The 17,122-nt window shown below is 69.0% G+C and carries 11 protein-coding genes; 1 reads left to right on the top strand and 10 read right to left on the bottom strand.

Annotation, left to right across the window (positions count from 1 at the left end):
• Positions 1-42 precede the first annotated feature (42 nt).
• The 8 genes from OG507_RS28770 to OG507_RS28735 form a co-directional block, all read right to left on the bottom strand.
• Positions 43-3,156, bottom strand: coding sequence for a glycoside hydrolase family 3 protein (locus OG507_RS28770; RefSeq protein ID WP_327370049.1), 3,114 nt, complete (start codon positions 3,154-3,156; stop codon positions 43-45).
• Between the two features lie 153 nt (positions 3,157-3,309).
• Positions 3,310-4,728, bottom strand: a complete 1,419-nt coding sequence (locus OG507_RS28765; protein WP_327370048.1) for a GH1 family beta-glucosidase — start codon at positions 4,726-4,728, stop codon at positions 3,310-3,312.
• Between the two features lie 28 nt (positions 4,729-4,756).
• Positions 4,757-5,773, bottom strand: a complete 1,017-nt coding sequence (locus OG507_RS28760) for an ABC transporter ATP-binding protein (protein ID WP_327370047.1) — start codon at positions 5,771-5,773, stop codon at positions 4,757-4,759.
• A complete protein-coding gene (locus OG507_RS28755) occupies positions 5,770-6,747 on the bottom strand; it encodes an ABC transporter permease (RefSeq protein WP_327370046.1) in 978 nt (325 codons plus the stop codon). The genes OG507_RS28760 and OG507_RS28755 overlap by 4 nt, the downstream gene beginning before the upstream one ends.
• A gap of 4 nt (positions 6,748-6,751) precedes the next feature.
• Positions 6,752-7,732, bottom strand: coding sequence for an ABC transporter permease (locus OG507_RS28750; protein ID WP_327370045.1), 981 nt, complete (start codon positions 7,730-7,732; stop codon positions 6,752-6,754).
• Positions 7,729-8,802: an ABC transporter ATP-binding protein gene (locus tag OG507_RS28745; protein WP_327370044.1), complete on the bottom strand. Its 1,074-nt coding sequence runs from the start codon at positions 8,800-8,802 to the stop codon at positions 7,729-7,731. Before OG507_RS28745 ends, OG507_RS28750 begins: the two co-directional genes overlap by 4 nt.
• Positions 8,803-8,823: 21 nt before the next feature.
• Positions 8,824-10,497 carry an ABC transporter substrate-binding protein gene (locus tag OG507_RS28740; protein WP_327370043.1) on the bottom strand — a complete coding sequence of 558 codons (1,674 nt, stop codon included), beginning with the start codon at positions 10,495-10,497 and terminating at the stop codon, positions 8,824-8,826.
• A gap of 168 nt (positions 10,498-10,665) precedes the next feature.
• Positions 10,666-11,640, bottom strand: coding sequence for a LacI family DNA-binding transcriptional regulator (locus tag OG507_RS28735; RefSeq protein ID WP_327370042.1), 975 nt, complete (start codon positions 11,638-11,640; stop codon positions 10,666-10,668).
• 290 nt (positions 11,641-11,930) lie between these two features.
• Between OG507_RS28735 and OG507_RS28730 the strand changes: the two genes are divergently transcribed.
• Positions 11,931-13,799, top strand: a complete 1,869-nt coding sequence (locus OG507_RS28730; protein WP_327370041.1) for a ricin-type beta-trefoil lectin domain protein — start codon at positions 11,931-11,933, stop codon at positions 13,797-13,799.
• 70 nt (positions 13,800-13,869) lie between these two features.
• Here the strand turns inward: OG507_RS28730 and cimA are convergent, their stop codons facing one another.
• Together cimA and OG507_RS28720 are read right to left on the bottom strand one after the other, a co-directional pair.
• Positions 13,870-15,483 (bottom strand): citramalate synthase, encoded by a 1,614-nt coding sequence (cimA, locus tag OG507_RS28725; RefSeq protein ID WP_327370040.1) that lies wholly within the window; start codon positions 15,481-15,483, stop codon positions 13,870-13,872.
• A 281-nt stretch (positions 15,484-15,764) separates the two neighbouring features.
• A complete protein-coding gene (locus tag OG507_RS28720) occupies positions 15,765-17,099 on the bottom strand; it encodes an MFS transporter (protein WP_327370039.1) in 1,335 nt (444 codons plus the stop codon).
• Between the last annotated feature and the right edge of the window lie 23 nt (positions 17,100-17,122).

Below are 17,122 nucleotides of genomic sequence, written 5' to 3'. Positions count from 1 at the left end.
CGCCCACCTGGGTCGGTTCCGTTTCTACGGGGGTTTACTGAGCTACGCGGCCCGGTACGCCGTCCTCAGCTTCGCCACCGCCCCGGTCAGATCGCCGGTGAGCAGCAGATGGTCCGCCTCGGCGAACGGCTTGGACGCCGCCGCGGTCGGCTTCCCGCCGGTCTTCTGCTCCATCTTCTGCTGCACCAGCAGCCTGGCCTGGTCGACGATCGCCTTGCCGCCCGCCGTCCTGCCGAGGTGGGCCTTCTCCGCGATCTGCGCGGCGATCGCGAGCGCGGCAAGGGTCAGCTCGCCGCCCGCCGGGGGCTTGCGGAGCGTGGTGAGCCCCCAGCCGTAGGGGAACTGCGGGTCGTAGGCCGCGTCGCCGACGTTGATCGGCAGCTGCGACTCGGACTTCGGCCAGGTGACCGGCAGCTGTCCGGTGAAGGCGCGCTTCCCGTAGAGGACATCGGCCACGCCGTCGCCCTCGGTGCCCGGCAGCCACGACGCGACGAGTGCGTCGATGTCGCCGAGCCGGTCGCCGATGAGCTGCGGGCGGCCCGAGACGATGAGGACCGCGCACTTCATCGCGGCGCAGACCTTGTCGATCGCGGCCTTGTCGGCGGCGCTCAGCTCCAGGTCGTTGCCGTTGCCGACGTCACCGATGCCTTCGGCGTACGGGGTCTCGCCGACGACGACCACACCCACGTCGTAGCCGTCGGTGGAGGCCGAGGCGTCCTTGGAGTAGGTGAGCGAGGCCGCGTCCGTGGCGTCCTTCTTCATGGCCTCCAGGATCGTCGTACCCGTGGTGATCTTCCCGGACGAGCCCTGCCAGCTGACGGTCCAGCCGCCGGCCTGGTTGCCGATGTCATCGGCGTTCGACCCGGCGACGTACACCTTCTGGGATGCCTTGAGCGGCAGCACTGCGCCGTCGTTCTTCAGCAGGACCTGCGACTTGGCCGCCGCCTCGCGGGCCACGGCGCGGTGTTCGGCGGAGCCGACCCCGTCGATGTTCGCCGTGTCCGCGTACGGCTTCTCGAAGAGGCCGAGGCGGAACTTCTGGGTGAGGATGCGGGTGACCGCGTCGTCGATCCGGGCCTGGCTGATCCGGCCCGCGGTGACCTCGTCCTGGAGCGTCTTCGTGAAGTCCTGGTACGCGGTCGGCACCATGATCATGTCGAGTCCGGCGTTGACGGACGTACGGACATCGCTCGCGTAGTCGCCGGGGATCTGGTCGATGGCCTGCCAGTCACTGATGACGAAGCCCTCGAAGCCCATCCGGTCCTTGAGCACTCCGTCGATCATCTCGGCGTCGGCGTGCATCTTCACCGGGCCCTGGTCGTCACCGAGGATGTCCAGCGAGGAGTACGACGGCATGACCGTGCCGACACCGCGCTTGACGGCCTCCTCGAACGGGGCGAGGTGCACGGCTTCGAGTTCCTGCCGGGTGACCTTCGTGACGCCCTGGTCGATGGTGTACGAACCGGTGGTGGACGAGCCGAACTCCGTACCGCCGTCGCCGACGTAGTGCTTGGCGGTGGCCAGTACCTTGTCGCCCCGGTGTAGGTCCTTGCCGGACGCGGCGCCCTGCATGCCCTGGATGACGGTCTCCATGGACTCGACGAGCGCCGGGTCCTCACCGTACGCCTCGTAGGAACGGCCCCAGCGTTCGTCGCGGGTCACACAGAGGCAGGGCGCGAAGTCCCACGGAATGCCCGTGGCACGGACCTCGTTCGCGGTGACCGCGCCGGTCCTCTCGGCGAGGTTCGGGTCGCGGCCTGCGCCGATGCCGATGTTGTGCGGCATGATCGTCGAGCCGATGACGTTGTTGTGCCCGTGCACCGCGTCCACGCCGTAGATCAGCGGGATCTGGAAACGGGTTGCCTGCGCCCGGAGTTGGTAGGAGTCGACCATCTTGGCCCACGCCGCGGCCGTGTTGGGCGTGGGGACGGAGCCGCCGCCGGAGAGCAGCGAGCCGAGGTCGTACGTGGCGATGTCCCCCTGCGACTTCAGTGCATTGCGCTCGGCCTGCGTCATCTGGCCGGCCTTCTCGGCCGGTGACATCCGGGAGAGGAGGTCGGCGACGCGCTTCTTCACCGGGAGCTTCGGGTCCAGGTACGGCAGCCCATGGGCGTCGATGACGACCTGCGGGTTCTCCTTCGGCGGCTTGGCGCCGGTCACGGTGAGTTCGAGCGGGATCGTCTCCGCGGACTCGGCGGACCCGTCCTTCTTCGTGGCGACGGTGATCCGGTGCGAGGTGCCGGAGGCGGTGCCCGCCGGGAAGGTGTACGTGCCGCTGACCGACGTGTAGTCCTTGCCGGCCTCGGCGCTGCCGCCCTTGGTCTCGTACGCGACGGTGACGGGTTCCTCGATCGGTACGGAGCCGGTGGTGGCGACGGAGACATCGATGTCCGCCGCGCCGCCCTCCTTGACTGTGTGGACCGCCGCGTCCGTGACGACGCTCGCCTTCAGGGCCGCGTCGGCCTTCCCGTACAGCTCCACACCGTCCATGGCGAACGAGCCGGGGGCGCCCGTCGGCAGCGTGACGGCGTAGCCCCACATCTCGTCGAGGCCGAGGACCTGGTCGATGCCGCCGACGGGCTGGTAGTCGGTGCGGTACGTGAAGTCGGCGAAGGGGATCTCGACCTGGTGCCAGCCCTCCCAGTCGTCGGTGAAGGAGGTCGTCCACAGCTCGGACGCCTCGCCGTGGGCGCCGCCGTCCTTGATCTCGAAGTTGATCCTCCTGCCCGAACCGGGCGGCAGGGGTGCGGTGTTCTGGCCGTACCACCAGAAGCGGATGCCCTTGTGGGCGGACCAGTCGTGGGCGGGCTGGTCGGCGGCGAAGTCATGGCTGAGTCCGCCGTAGCCGCTGATGTCGTACGTGCCTTCGAGGACCTTGGCGCCCTCGGGGGCGTCGGCGCGGTCCTTCAGGGCCAGGGTGGGCGGGTCGTCGGAGTCGCCGCCCCAGGTGAAGATGCCGTCGGCGGGCTGGCCCGCGAACGGGACCTCGCCCTCGAAGCGGTCGACGAGGACGGGTGCCGGGTCGTCGGCGGCAACGGTCGCGGCGGCGCTGGGGACGGCTCCGGCGAGCAGACCGGCGAGGACGGCGGCCGCGGCGAGCGTCGCTGTCGCCGGTCTGGCCCGGTGTCGGCTGTGCCGGCGGGTGCGTGGTGGCATTGCGGCTCCTTGGGACACGGAAAGAATGCTTCTGCTGTTTCTGCTGCTCGGCTCGCAACCGGTCGGTCTCCGACTTCACATCGCCCTGCGCGATGGGCCGACACCGGACTGCGACAGACCCGGCAGGGCTGCGGGACCCGGTCGTTGCCGCGACTACGCGTTGCGGGTGAGGCGGATCGTGTCGCGGTACCACTTGGCGCTGTCCTTGAGCGTCCGCTCCTGGGTGTCGTAGTCGACGCGGACGATGCCGAAGCGCTTGTCGTAGCCGTAGGACCACTCGAAGTTGTCCATCAGCGACCAGGCGAAGTAGCCGCGGACATCGGCTCCTTCGGCGCGGGCCGCGGCCACGGCGGCGATGTGGTCGGCGAGATAGGTGGTGCGGTCGGCGTCATGGATCTCGCCGTCCTCTGAGACGGTGTCGTCGAACGCGGCGCCGTTCTCGGTGATGACCGTCGGCACGCCGTACTCCTTGTCCAGGCGCACCAGCAGGTCGGTGAGGGCGGTGGGGGTGATCTCCCAGTCCATGGCGGTACGCGGCAGATCACGCTCCACCGCGCGGGTGACGGGCAGCCCGTCGGCCCCCACCGGGGAGCCCTCCTCCGTGACGCCGGAGAAGAGCGTGCCGCGGTAGAAGTTGACGCCGAGGATGTCGATCGGCGTGGAGATGACCTCCAGATCGCCTTCCTGGACCGGGAGTTCGACGTTCTGGAGGGCGAGGTCGGCGATGACGTCCTCGGGGTAGGCGCCCTTGACGAGGGGGTCCAGGTAGAGGCGGCGGCCGAGGCCGTCGGCGCGGCGGCAGGCCTCGGCGTCCTCGTGGCTGTCGGTCTCGGGGGTGGCGGTGCCGAGGTTGAGCGTGATGCCGAGTTCGAGCTCGTTGCCGCGGGCGGCTGCCGTCTCGCGGATGTGCTGCGAGGCGAGGCCGTGGCCGAGCAGCAGATGGTGGACGGCCTTGATCGCGTCGCCGAAGTTCTTCCGGCCGGGCGCCTGGTTGCCGTAGGCGTAACCGAGCATGGCCGAGCACCAGGGCTCGTTCAGCGTCGTCCAGTGCTTCACCCGGTCACCGAGCGCGTCGTAGGCGAGCGCGGCGTACTCGGCGAAGCGGTACGCGGTGTCGCGGGCCGGCCAGCCGCCCGCGTCCTCCAGCTCCTGCGGCAGGTCCCAGTGGTAGAGGGTGATCCAGGGCGTGATGCCCCTGGACTCCAGCTCGTCGACCAGCCGCTTGTAGAAGTCCAGGCCCCGTTCGTTGGCCGGTCCACGGCCGCCCGGCTGGATGCGCGGCCAGGCGAGCGAGAAGCGGTACGTGTCGACGCCCAGGTCCGCGATCAGCTGCACGTCCTCGGGCATCCGGTGGTAGTGGTCGCAGGCCACATCGCCGTTCTCGCCGCGGACGACCATGCCCGGCACCCTGCAGTACGTGTCCCAGATGGACGGGGTCCTGCCGTCCTCGGTGGCCGCGCCCTCGATCTGGTAGGCGGCGGTGGCGACGCCCCAGCGGAAGTCGGCGGGCAGTCCGGCAACGGGCTCGGCGGCGATCTCGCGAGCGTATCCCTGGGGGATGACGAGGTTCATGGTTCTCCTGTGGTGTGCTGTGGGGTCGCTACGAGCGGGGGGTGGCGGTGGCCGGGGCCGGCTGATGCAGCCAGCAGGCCACGGTGCGGGAGCCGTCCCCTTCCGGCCGGTCCAGGACCGGCACCCGGGTGGTGCACGGGTCGAGCACCTTGCCGCAGCGGGGGTGGAAGGCGCAGCCGGCGGGCATCGCTGACAGGTGCGGGGGTGAGCCGGGGATGCCGGTGAGTTCGCGGCGCGGGCCGTGCAGTGCGGGAAACGAGTGCAGCAGGCCGTCGCTGTAGGGGTGGCGGGGGTCCTGGTAGATGTCGGAGGCACCGGCCTCCTCGACGATCCGGCCGCCGTACATGATCGCGATCCGGTCCGAGAACTCGATCAGCAGCGAGATGTCATGGGTGATGAAGACGACGGAGAAGCCCAGCTCCTCGCGGAGTCTGACCAGTTGGCGCAGGATCTGGCGCTGCATGACGACGTCCAGGGCCGTCGTCGGCTCGTCCATGATGACGATCTCGGGCTCCAGCGCGAGCGCCATCGCGATCATCACGCGCTGGCGCATCCCGCCGGAGAGCTGGTGCGGGTAGGAGGGGAGCCGGTCGGCGGAGATGCCGACGAGGGCCAGCAACTCCTTGGCGCGGACGGTGCGTTCGGCCCGGTTCATTTCCGGGCGGTGTGCCTGGAGTACGTCGGTGAGCTGGCTGTGGACCGTGTGCACCGGGTTGAGCGAGTTCATCGCGCCCTGGAAGACGATCGACAGCTCCTGCCAGCGGAAGGCACGCAGCTCGGGGGCCGACAGGGTCAGCAGGTCGAGCGCCTCGCCGTCCCGCTGGTGGTAGTGGACCTCGCCGCCGGTGATCACCCCGGGCGGCGAGAGCAGCCGGGTGACGGCGTACGCGAGCGTCGACTTGCCGGACCCGGACTCGCCCGCCAGGCCCAGGACTTCGCCCCGGTGCAGGGTGAGGTCGATGTCGCGCAGCGCGTGCACGGCGTCGTCCCCGGTCCCGTAGTCCACGTTCAGACCGCGGATGGTGAGGACGGGCTCGCTGCTCATGAGCGGGTCTCCTTCGCAGAGGTGCCGGTACGTGCCACGGGGGTGAAGCCGACCCGCATCCGGACCTTCCTGGACGCGCCGGTCTCCGTACGCAGGCGCGGGTTGACGAACTCGTCGATGCCGAAGTTGATCAGGGCGAGCGACATGCCGAGCAGAGCGATGCACAGCCCGGCGGGGACGAACCACCACCACGCGCCCTGGGCCAGGGCCTGGTTGGACTGCGCCCAGAACAGGACGGTCCCCCAGTTCCAGTTGGAGATGTCGGCGACGCCGATGAAGGCGAGGGTGATCTCGGAGAGGATCGCGAAGATGACCGTGCCGACGAAGCCGGAGGCGATGACGGCGGTCAGGTTCGGCAGGACCTCGAAGAAGATGATCCGCCAGGTGGACTCGCCGGTGGCGCGGGCCGCCTCCACGTAGTCCCGGCGGCGCAGCGACAGCGTCTGCGCGCGCAGCACCCGCGCGCCCCATGCCCAGGAGGTGATGGCGATGACGGTGGCGATGAGCAGGTCGCCCGCGTCGGAGACGAAGCTGGCGATGATGATGATCAGCGGCAGGCCCGGGATGACCAGGAAGACGTTGGAGAGCAGCGAGAGCACCTCGTCGGCCGTACCGCCGAGGAAGCCCGCGCTGACCCCGACCAGTACGGAGAGGATCGTCGCGAAGATCCCGGCGACGAAGCCGACGACCAGGACGCCCCGGGTACCGACGAGGATCTGCGAGAGCACGTCCTGACCGGTCTGTGTGGTGCCGAACCAGTGGGCGCCGGACGGTGGCTGGAGCAGTTGGTCGCCCATGGTGTCGGGGTCGTACGGAGCGATCCACGGCCCGATGACCGCGATCACCACGAAGAAGGCGAGGATGCCGAGGCCGATGACGGTCTTGCGGCCGCGGAGGAAGCGCAGCCTGCGTTTGCCGGGCGCCGCGGTCCCGGTCGTGTCGATCACGGCGACCTCGGCAGTGGCGACGGCCATGTTCCTAGGCCTCCCTTCGGGTACGGGGGTCGAGGACCATGTAGATGACGTCGGCGAGGAGGTTCGCCGCGAGGACCGAGAGCGTGATGATGAGGAAGACGCCCTGCATCAGGGGGTAGTCCTTGGCACCCACGCCCTGGAAGAGCTGGTAGCCGATGCCCGGGTAGGAGAAGACCATCTCCACCAGCAGCGTGCCGCCGACGATGAAGCCCAGGGAGAGGGCGAAGCCGGAGATGTTGGGCAGGATCGCGTTGCGTGCCGCGTATCCGAACATCACCCGCCGCTCGGAGAGCCCCTTGGCCTGGGCGACCATGACGTAGTCCTCGCTGGACACCGTCACCATCATGTTCCGCATGCCGAGGATCCAGCCGGCCACGGCGCTGAGCACGATCGTGAGGCCCGGCAGGGCGGCGTGATAGAGCGCGCTGGAGATGAACGGCCAGTCGAACGCGGGCACCAGTGCACTGTCGTAACCGCCCGCGGCCGGGAAGAGCGGCCACTTCACGGCGAACAGCGCGATGGCGATCAGCCCCAGCCAGAAGTACGGGATGGCGGAGATGAACGTGGTGACGGGCAGCAGGCTGTCCATCCAGGAGCCGCGCCGCCAGCCGGTGAAGACACCGATGCCGGTGCCGAGCACGAAGCTGATCAGGGTGGTGACGCCGACGAGCGCGAGTGTCCACGGCAACGACTGGCCGATCACCTCGCTGACCGGGGTCGGGAAGAAGGTGAAGGAGAGCCCGAGGTCGCCGTCGAGCAGATGCGCCCAGTAGTCGGTGTACTGCTGCCAGAGCGACTGCTGCTTGTCGAGTCCGAAGAGCGCCTTGAGCGAGTTGATGGCGCTGGTGTCGAGCTGGCCCTGGAAGCGGGAGAGCAGCGCCTGGACGGGGTCGCCGGGCATCATGCGCGGGATCAGGAAGTTGATGGTGATCGCGGCCCACGCGGTGACCAGGTAGAAGGCGAGCCTCTGCAGCAGGTACTTCACTTCGCGGCCTCCTTCCGGTGCTGGTCGGCGGCTTGCCCGCCCAGGTCCTCGCCACCGTCCGCGTACAGCCAGCAGGCCGCCCACTGGCCGTCTTCGAGGTCGAAGCGCGGGGGCAGTTCGGTGCGGCAGCGCTCCATGGCCCTGGGGCAGCGCGGGTGGAAGCGGCAGCCGGCGGGCGGGGCGATCAGCGAGGGCGGTTCGCCGCTGCCGGTCTCCTCCTGCTCCTCCTCGGCGACCACCCGGTCCGGGTCTGGCGCGGAGGCGATGAGGAGCTGGGTGTAGGGGTGCGCGGGGTGCTGGGTGACCCTCTCGCTGTCACCGCCCTCGACGATCCGGCCGGCGTACATCACGAGCGTCGAGTCCGCGAAGTAGCGGGCGGACGCGATGTCGTGGGTGATGTAGAGGATCGCGAGATGCAGCCGGTCCTTGAGGTCCTTGAGCAGATTGAGCACACCGAGCCGGATCGAGACGTCCAGCATCGAGACGGGCTCGTCGGCGAGCAGGACCCGGGGATCGGCGCCGAGCGCGCGGGCGATGGCCACGCGCTGGCGCTGTCCCCCCGACAGCTCGTGCGGGAACTTGTCCAGGTACTGATGGGGAGGAGTCAGCTGGACCCGGTTCAGCAGAGCGGTCAGGTTCTGTTCCAGCTCCGCCTCGCCGTCGCCCGCCCGGCCGTGGATCCTCAGCGCCCGCGTGAGGTGGTAGCGCACGGTGTGCACCGGGTTCAGCGAGGCGAACGGGTCCTGGAAGATGAGCTGGACCTGGCGTACGTAGGTGCGAAACGACCGGCCACGGCCCGCCTTCACCGCCTTCCCCGCCAGCCGGATCTCGCCCTCGGTGAGCGGATACAGCTGGGCGAGCAGCCGGGCCACGGTGGATTTGCCGGAGCCCGACTCCCCCACCAGGGCCGTGACGGTGCCCCGCCGGAGTTTCAGCGAGACGTCGTCGACGGCGTGGACGGTGCGGCGCCTGCCCGCGAGGAGGTCGCGGCCGGTGCGGCGTACGGGGAAGTGTTTGGTGACTCCGCGTGCTTCGAGCACGACGTCGTCGGTCCGATCGGTGGTGGTCATGGCCGGTCCGTCTCCCCGTGCTTACTTGGAGGGCTTGAGCTTCAGCACGATCTCCAGCACGGTGGGCTGGGTGTGCTGCGGCGGGGCGTACGGGTCGGTCTCGGTGGGCCAGCCCACCCAGTTCTTCGTGGAGTACTCGGCTCCGATGGGGGCGGCGGCCGTCGGGATCATCGGCGCCTGCTCGACCATGATCTTCTGCAGGGTGTTCATGGCCTCGGTGCGGGCGGAGTCCTCGGTGGCGGTGGCGAAGTCCTTGAGCGCCTTGGTCGCGTCGTCGTTCTTGAAGCGGCCGAAGTTGCCCTGCTGGGCCGCCTTGCCGATGGGCTGGAGCAGCGCGCCGTCCATGATGTTCTGGTACATGTCGTACGGGGTGGCGCCGCTGTTGGTCCAGTGCAGGGTGGCGTCGAAGTTGCCGTTGGCGACGTCCGCGCCCCAGGCCTCGGCGGTCTGGGTCTTGACCTTGGCCTCGATGCCGAGCTGCTTGATGTTGTCCTTGATGATCGCGAGCCCGGTGATGTAGTCGTTCCAGCCGGCCGGGTCGGTGAAGGTGAGCTCCACCGGCTTGCCGCTCGGGTCCTTGAGCACCCCGCCGCTGAGCTTGAACCCGGCGTCCGCGAGCACCTTCTTGGCGCCCGCCACGTCGGGTGCGGTGGTGGCGCTCTTGTACTCGGGGGCGAGGAAGGACTCACCGGCGGGCAGCGGGATGCCGGTCGGGTTGGTGATCTCCGGGTAGAGGGTCGCCTCGGCCTGGGTGTAGATCGCCTTGCGGTCGACGACCATCGCCATGGCCTTGCGCAGCGCCGGGTTGTCGAACGGCTTGCGGGCGGTGTTGAACCACAGTCCGTGGATGCCGAGACCGGAGGGGAACCACAGCTTGTGGTTCTTGGGGTCCTTGTCGATGAACAGCTGCTTGTAGTTCGGCATGAAGACGAACGACCACTCGACCTTGCCGCTCGCCAGCGCCGTGGTCGCCGCGCTGTTGTCGTTGTACGCGGTGTAGCGCAGCTCCTTGACCTTGGTCGCGCCCTTCCAGTACGTGGGCGTGGCGGTCAGGGTGGTGGTCTGCGGGGTGAACGTCTTGAGCTTGTACGGGCCGGAGCCGACCGGGTTCCGGTTGGGCCAGGTCTCCGGGTCCTTGACGCCTTCCCAGATGTGCTTGGGCACGATGAAGGTCTGGATGATCTTGTTCTGGTTGACGTACTGGGAGTCCTTGAAGGTCAGGACGACCTGCTTGCCCTCCACCGCGACCCCGTCGAACGGGATGCCGTTCCAGTTGAGCGCCGTGTGCTCCTTCAGCAGGTCGAAGGTGTACGCGACGTCGTCGGCGGTCAGCGGCTTGCCGTCGGCCCACTTGGCCTTGGGGTCGAGGGTGAAGGTGACCTTGGTGAAGTTGTCCTCCCACTTCCAGTCGGTGGCCAGCCACGGGTCGGCCTTCTCCGCCGGCTTGATCTGGTTCGTCATCGCCAGCGGCTCGTAGATCATGTAGCGGTAGCCGAGCGTGGCGCCCGCCGAGGTGTTCAGGAACGGGTTGCTGTTGTTCGTCTGCGGCCCGTCCGGCTTGCCCAGGGTCAGTACGCCGGAGGCGCCGCCCCCTTTGTTGGCACCCGAGTTGGCGGACGAGCAACCGGCGGCGAGCGCGACCACGGCGGTGGCGAGCGAGAGCGCTCTCAACGTGGCGTGACGTCGTGCGGACATGGCGACTCCATGAGGGACTTCGGACCGGGAGATCCGGGAAGTGGGCAGCGCTCGGCGCGCCGGGTACAGGCGGTACGGGGCGGTGCGGGTGGTACGGGTAGTACTGATGGTGCGGCTGGTACGCGGAACGCTGTGCGGGAGCAGGTGGCCGGGGGGCCGGCCGGGCTGCTACGGCGCCGAGTGGCGCACGACCAGTTCGGTGGGCAGCACGACCGGCGCGTCGGGTACGGCCGTGCCGCCGAGGTGGGAGAGCAGCATCCGCGCGGCCGTCTCACCCATCTGCCGGGTGGGCTGGCGCACGGTGGTCAGCGGTGGTTCGGTGTGCTCGGCCATCGGGATGTCGTCGAAGCCGACCACGGCGATGTCGTCCGGCACGGACCGCCCGGCAGCACGCAGCGCCCTCAGCACGCCCGCCGCGCTGATGTCGTTGTGTGCGAAGACCGAGTCGAACTCCGCGCCCGATGACAGGAGTTGCTCCACGGCCAGTCGGCCGCAGCCTTCGGTGAAGTCCCCGTGGACCACGAGATCGGTGGGCAGGACCGTACGGAATCCGTCCAGCCGGTCGCGTACGCAGCCGAAGTTCTGGGGGCCGGTGATGACCAGGGGTCTGGTGCGTCCGGCAGCCCGCAGATGGCGGGCGGCGGACGCGCCTCCTTCGCGATTGGTGGTCACGACGGAGGGGAATTCGGGGTGGTGGCCGCGGTCGTCGATGAGGACGATCGGCAGCCCGCCGCGGTGCAGTGCGGTGAGATGGTCGAGAGTGTTCTCGGGTTCGACGACGACGAGCCCGTCGAAGGCGCGCGCCGACACCTGGCTGGTGAAGCGCTGGACGGACTCGGCACCGCGGTTGCAGGTGAAGAGCAGCAGCCCGTAGTCGGCGGCCTCGACGGTGTCGACGACGCCCTGGAGCACCTCACCCATCCACGGCCAGGTGAGCGAGGGCACCAGCATCCCGACCGTACGGCTGCTGCCGCGGGCCAGACCTACGGCACCCGAGCTCGGCACATAGCCGAGCTGTGCGATCACTTCACGAACACGGGCGGCAGTGGAACCGTCCACTTCTCCCTTGGTGTTGATGACCCGGGACACGGTCGTCTTGCTGACGCCGGCCTCGCGGGCGACATCGGCGATGGTGACACGCATCGGGGCCTCCGGGGACAAGGCAGGACAGGGGGCTGGAACCGGTACCGCAACCGGTTCCGGAACCGGTACCGGCGTTGCGGCGTGAGTTAACCCCGCTGGAACACAGCCGTCAATACTTCACACCGACATTGGTCCGTACCCATCTCCTGTGCAGGCAAGACGCGTTGGACCGGGGGCGTGCGTTCAGGTTGTGAACGCACGCCCTCTTGACGTGAACCCGTAAGGGCAGTTCACTCACGCCTCGATCGACGGCAACTCCCCCACACCTCTGCCGAGGAAGGCAACAGCCCATGATCCGATCAGGAAGAGCGGCCCGGGCGCTGCTCGCCGCCGTGCTCGCCACGGCCGGCCTCACCGGGCTCTCGTCCGGTACCGCCCAGGCCGCGGGCGAGAGCGTGAACATCGCGCTGACCACCACCGACGACTCCGGCGGCCGCCATGTGACCCGCGGCCTCGAAGCCCAGGCCCCGGTCACCTTCGGCGCCGGCAACGGCGGCAGCGGTACGAACATCACGGTCGACGAGAACACCCGCTACCAGACCTTCACGGGCGGCGGCGCCTCGTTCACGGACACGGCCGCGTATCTGATGAAGAGCAGCGGGGCGCTCAGCCAGGCGACCCGCGACGCCACGATGAGGAAGCTGTTCTCCCCCACCGACGGCATCGGGCTCTCTTTCGTACGCAATCCGATGGGCGGCTCGGACCTGGCGCGGTTCGGCTACACCTACGACGACGTACCGGCCGGCCAGAGCGACCCCACGCTCGCCAACTTCTCGATCGCACACGATCTGGTGGACGTGCTCCCGCTCACCAAGCAGGCCAAGCAGCTCAACCCGGCGCTGACGACGGTGGCCTCGCCGTGGACGGCCCCGGCCTGGATGAAGGACAGCGGCCAGCTGAACGGCGGCTGGCTGAAGGCGGAGAACTACGGCGCCTACGCCAATTACTTCGTGAAGTACCTCCAGGCCTACCGCGACCAGGGCATTCCGGTCGACTACGTCACCGCGCAGAACGAGCCGACCTGCTGCTCCGGCTACCCGTCGATGAGCTGGAACGGCTCGGGGCTCGCGTACTTCACCAAGAGCGAGCTGCTGCCGAAGCTCCAGTCCGCGGGGCTCGCGACCAAGGTCCTGGCCCACGACTGGAACTGGGACACCTACGACGCGTACGCCGCGGCCACCGTGGACGACCCGGCCGTGCGCAGCCACCCCAACTTCGGCGGGGTCGCCTGGCACGGCTACGGCGGTGACATCGCCAAGCAGACCACCGTGCACAACCAGTACCCGTCGATGGACGCCTTCCAGACCGAGCACTCCGGCGGCACCTGGATCGCCGACCAGCAGCGCGAGGACATGCTCAACATCATCGACTACACCCGCAACTGGGCGAAGTCGGTGACCAAGTGGTCCCTCGCCGTGGACCAGAACCGCGGCCCGCACAACGGCGGCTGCGGCACCTGCGACGGCCTGATCACCGTGCACAACGGGGACAGCAGGAGCGGCCAGGTCGACTACAACATCGAGTACTACACGATGGGCCATCTGACGAAGTTCGTCCGTCCCGGCGCCGCCCGGATCTCCTCGACGGCCAGCTCCACCGTGCCCAACGTGGCCTGGCGCAACCCGGACGGCTCCAAGGCGCTGATCGCGTACAACGGCGGTACGTCGGCGCAGCAGATCACGGTCAACTGGGGTGGCCAGAAGTTCACTTACTCGCTCCCCGGCCGTACATCGGCGACCTTCACCTGGTCGGGGACGCAGTCCGGTTCCGGTGGCACCTCGGGCGTCTTCTCGGGCCCGGCGGGCAAGTGTCTGGACGTCGCGGGCGGCAGCGGCGCCGACGGGACGGCCGTTCAGCTCTATGACTGCAACGGCTCGGCGGCGCAGCGCTGGACGGTCGGCACGGACGGTTCGATCCAGGCGCTGGGCTCCTGCCTGGATGTGACGGCCGCGTCGACGGCCAATGGTGCGAAGGTCCAGCTGTACACCTGCAACGGTTCGTCGGCGCAGCGCTGGACGTACAACGCCACGACGGGTGATGTCGTCAACACCGCAGCGGACAAGTGTCTGGACATCACCGACCAGTCGACGGCGAACGGGGCCCGCGCCCAGATCTGGACGTGCACGGGAGCGGCCAACCAGAAGTGGCATCTTCAGTAGGCGTCGCCGTGTCATCGGCCGCCGGAGGGGCCCGGTCCCGGGTCCTTCCGGCGGCCGATGACGTACTCCGTTACTCCGTGGGCTCGACCCCGGCCCGCAGCAGTCCGTAGGTGTAGGCGTCCTCCAGCGCCTGCCAGGACGCCGCGATGACGTTCTCCGCGACGCCGACCGTCGCCCAGTCGCCCTCGCCGTCGCCCGTGGTGATGAGGACTCGTGTGGTGGACTCGGTGCCGGTGCGGCCTTCGAGGATGCGGACCTTGTAGTCGACCAGTTCCTGCTTGGCGAGCTGTGGGTAGATCCGCTCCAGCGCGACGCGCAGCGCCCGGTCGAGCGCGTTGACCGGGCCGTTGCCCTCGGCGGTGGCGACGATGCGCTCGCCCTTGGCCCAGAGTTTCACCGTCGCCTCGTTGGCGTGCGTGCCGTCGGGGCGGTCCTCGACGATGGCGCGCCAGGACTCGGTGCGGAAGTAGCGGCGTACCCGGCCCTCGGCCTCGGCGCGCAGCAGCAGTTCGAAGGAGGCGTCGGCGGCCTCGTACGTGTAGCCCCTGAGCTCGCGCTCCTTGACCCGCTCGACGACCCGGCCGACGAGTTCGCGGTCGCCGCCGAGGTCGATGCCGAGCTCCTTGCCCTTGAGCTCGATGGAGGCACGGCCGGCCATGTCGGAGACGAGCATCCGCATGGTGTTGCCGACCAGCGCGGGGTCGATGTGCTGGTACAGGTCGGGGTCGACCTTGATCGCGGAGGCGTGCAGTCCGGCCTTGTGGGCGAAGGCGGAAACACCCACATAGGGCTGATGCGTGGACGGCGTCAGGTTGACGACCTCGGCGATCGCGTGCGAGACGCGGGTCATGTCGGCGAGTGCGCCCTCGGGCAGGACCGTCTTGCCGTACTTGAGCTCCAGGGCGGCGACGACGGGGAAGAGGTTGGCGTTGCCGACCCGCTCGCCGTAGCCGTTGGCGGTGCACTGGACGTGCGTCGCGCCCGCGTCGACGGCCGCCAGGGTGTTGGCGACCGCGCAGCCGGTGTCGTCCTGGGCGTGGATGCCGAGCCGGGCGCCGGTGTCGGCGAGCACGGTGGCGACGACGGCCTGTACCTGGGCGGGGAGCATCCCGCCGTTGGTGTCGCAGAGGATGACGACATCGGCACCGGCCTCGGAGGCGGCGCGGACGACGGCCTTGGCGTACTCGGGGTTGGCGCGGTAGCCGTCGAAGAAGTGCTCGCAGTCCACGAAGACCCGGCGGCCCTGCCCTCGGAGGTAGGAGACGGTGTCGACGACCATCTCCAGGTTCTCTTCGAGGGTGGTGCGCAGGGCGAGTTCCACATGGCGGTCGTGGGACTTGGCGACCAGGGTGATCACCGGGGCGCCGGACTCCAGCAGCGCCCTGACCTGGGGGTCCTCGGCGGCGCTGCCACCGGCCCTGCGGGTCGCACCGAAGGCGACGAGCTCGGCGTTCTTGAACTCGATCTCCTGCTGGGCGCGGGCGAAGAACTCGGTGTCGCGGGGGTTGGCACCGGGCCAGCCGCCCTCGATGAAGCCCACGCCGAAGTTGTCCAGGTGCCGGGCGATGGTCAGCTTGTCCGCGACCGTCAGGTTGATGCCTTCACGCTGTGCACCGTCGCGCAGCGTGGTGTCGAAGACATGGAAGCTGTCGTCGGTGGCCTTGGCCTTGGCCTTGGTGGTCATGCTGAATCTGACTCCTGTCGGATGAGTGGATCCGGACGATCGGGCTCCACTTGCCCCCATCATCCCGCGCACTTCTCGTCCCGGCCGAGGTGAGGGCCGGAAAACGAAAAAACCCCTCGCGGGTGCGAGAGGTCTGCGCGCGGGTCTGGGGCACGGTGGCCGCTCCGCACATGGTGGTACGGGACGGTCACTGCGGACCGGCGCGCCTGTTGCCAATAATCATGACGAACGAGGACACGGAGGCAGTCTTGCACAGCGCCGCCTCCGTGCCGTGCCCCGTCTCAGGATGCGGGCGTGACGCTGGTGGCCCCTGCCCGCTCCCGCGGCTTGCGTCCGGGCTCCCGGGCGCCGACCCGGCCCAGGTCGATGTCACGGGTCTCGCGCATGGTCAGGTACACGACCAGGGAGACCGCGGCACAGCCGGCCACGTACCAGTAGAAGCCGGATTCGACGCCCGCCTTCTTGAACCAGAGCGCCACGTACTCGGCGGTGCCGCCGAAGAGCGCGTTGGCGATGGCGTACGGGAGGGCGACGCCCAGGGCGCGGATGCCGGTCGGGAAGAGCTCGGCCTTCACACAGGCGTTGATCGAGGTGTACCCGGTGACGACGACCAGGGCCAGGAGCGCCAGGCCGAACGCGGGCCAGAAGGTGCCCGCGTGCCTGAGCATCGTCATGATCGGCACGGTCAGGAAGGTGGAGCCGAGCGCGAAGGTGATCAGCAGCGGGCGGCGGCCGATCCGGTCGGAGAGCAGTCCCGCCAGTGGCTGGATGCACATGAAGACGAACAGGGCGCAGAAGCTGACGAGCGAGGCGGTGGACTTCTCCATGCCCGCGCTCTTGGCGAGGAACTTGGTGAGATAGGTCGTGTACGTGTAGTACGCGACGGTCCCGCCCATGGTCAGCGCCATCACCAGGAACGCCTCGCGCCTGTGCCGCCACAGCGCCTTCAGCGTGCCGCGGTCCTCCTGCTCGGCGGCGCCGGACTTCGCGTACACCTCGGTCTCCAGCATCGAGCGGCGCAGATAGAAGACGACCGCGGCACCGAGCGCGCCGACAACGAACGGGATGCGCCAGCCCCAGCCGTGCAGGGCCGTTTCGGACATGGTGCGCTGCAGGATGATCAGGAGGCCGAGGCCGATGAGCTGTCCCGCGGTCATGGACACGTACTGGAAGCTGGAGGCGAAGCCGCGCCGGTGGGGTGCGGAGGCCTCGGTCAGATAGGTGGCGCTGGCGGCGTACTCGCCGCCGACGGAGAGGCCCTGCAGCAGCCGGGCCACCAGCAGGACGGCCACGCCGCCGTATCCCGCGACGTCGTACGTCGGCGCGGCCGCGATGAGGACCGCGGAGGCCGACATGAGGGTGACGGTGAGGGTGAGCGCCGCCTTGCGGCCTCTGCGGTCACCGATCCGGCCGAGCATCCAGCCGCCGACCGGCCGCATGAAGAAGCCGACGGCGAAGATGCCCATGGTGTTCATGAGGTTGGCGGTCTCATTGCCTTCGGGGAAGAAGGAATCCGCGAAGTAGACCGCGAAGGTCGCGTACACGAACCAGTCGAACCACTCGACCATGTTGCCGGCGGAGCCGACCCAGATTTTCTTCCACTGCTCTCGTCCCATGGTCACTCACCGTGCCCGAATGT

Origin of the sequence: Streptomyces sp. NBC_01217, assembly GCF_035994185.1 — a bacterium.
In the GTDB taxonomy this organism is placed as follows: domain Bacteria; phylum Actinomycetota; class Actinomycetes; order Streptomycetales; family Streptomycetaceae; genus Streptomyces.
This window is presented reverse-complemented; position numbering and strand designations above follow the sequence as displayed.

Excerpts from the sequence above, each read along its gene's own strand:
- OG507_RS28740 (WP_327370043.1), bottom strand. The coding sequence starts at position 10,497 with ATGTCCGCACGACGTCACGCCACGTTGAGAGCGCTCTCGCTCGCCACC.
- OG507_RS28765 (WP_327370048.1), bottom strand. The coding sequence starts at position 4,728 with ATGAACCTCGTCATCCCCCAGGGATACGCTCGCGAGATCGCCGCCGAG.
- OG507_RS28770 (WP_327370049.1), bottom strand. The coding sequence starts at position 3,156 with ATGCCACCACGCACCCGCCGGCACAGCCGACACCGGGCCAGACCGGCG.
- OG507_RS28735 (WP_327370042.1), bottom strand. The coding sequence starts at position 11,640 with ATGCGTGTCACCATCGCCGATGTCGCCCGCGAGGCCGGCGTCAGCAAG.
- OG507_RS28720 (WP_327370039.1), bottom strand. The coding sequence starts at position 17,099 with ATGGGACGAGAGCAGTGGAAGAAAATCTGGGTCGGCTCCGCCGGCAAC.
- cimA (WP_327370040.1), bottom strand. The coding sequence starts at position 15,483 with ATGACCACCAAGGCCAAGGCCAAGGCCACCGACGACAGCTTCCATGTC.
- OG507_RS28760 (WP_327370047.1), bottom strand. The coding sequence starts at position 5,773 with ATGAGCAGCGAGCCCGTCCTCACCATCCGCGGTCTGAACGTGGACTAC.
- OG507_RS28745 (WP_327370044.1), bottom strand. The coding sequence starts at position 8,802 with ATGACCACCACCGATCGGACCGACGACGTCGTGCTCGAAGCACGCGGA.
- OG507_RS28755 (WP_327370046.1), bottom strand. The coding sequence starts at position 6,747 with ATGGCCGTCGCCACTGCCGAGGTCGCCGTGATCGACACGACCGGGACC.
- OG507_RS28730 (WP_327370041.1), top strand. The coding sequence starts at position 11,931 with ATGATCCGATCAGGAAGAGCGGCCCGGGCGCTGCTCGCCGCCGTGCTC.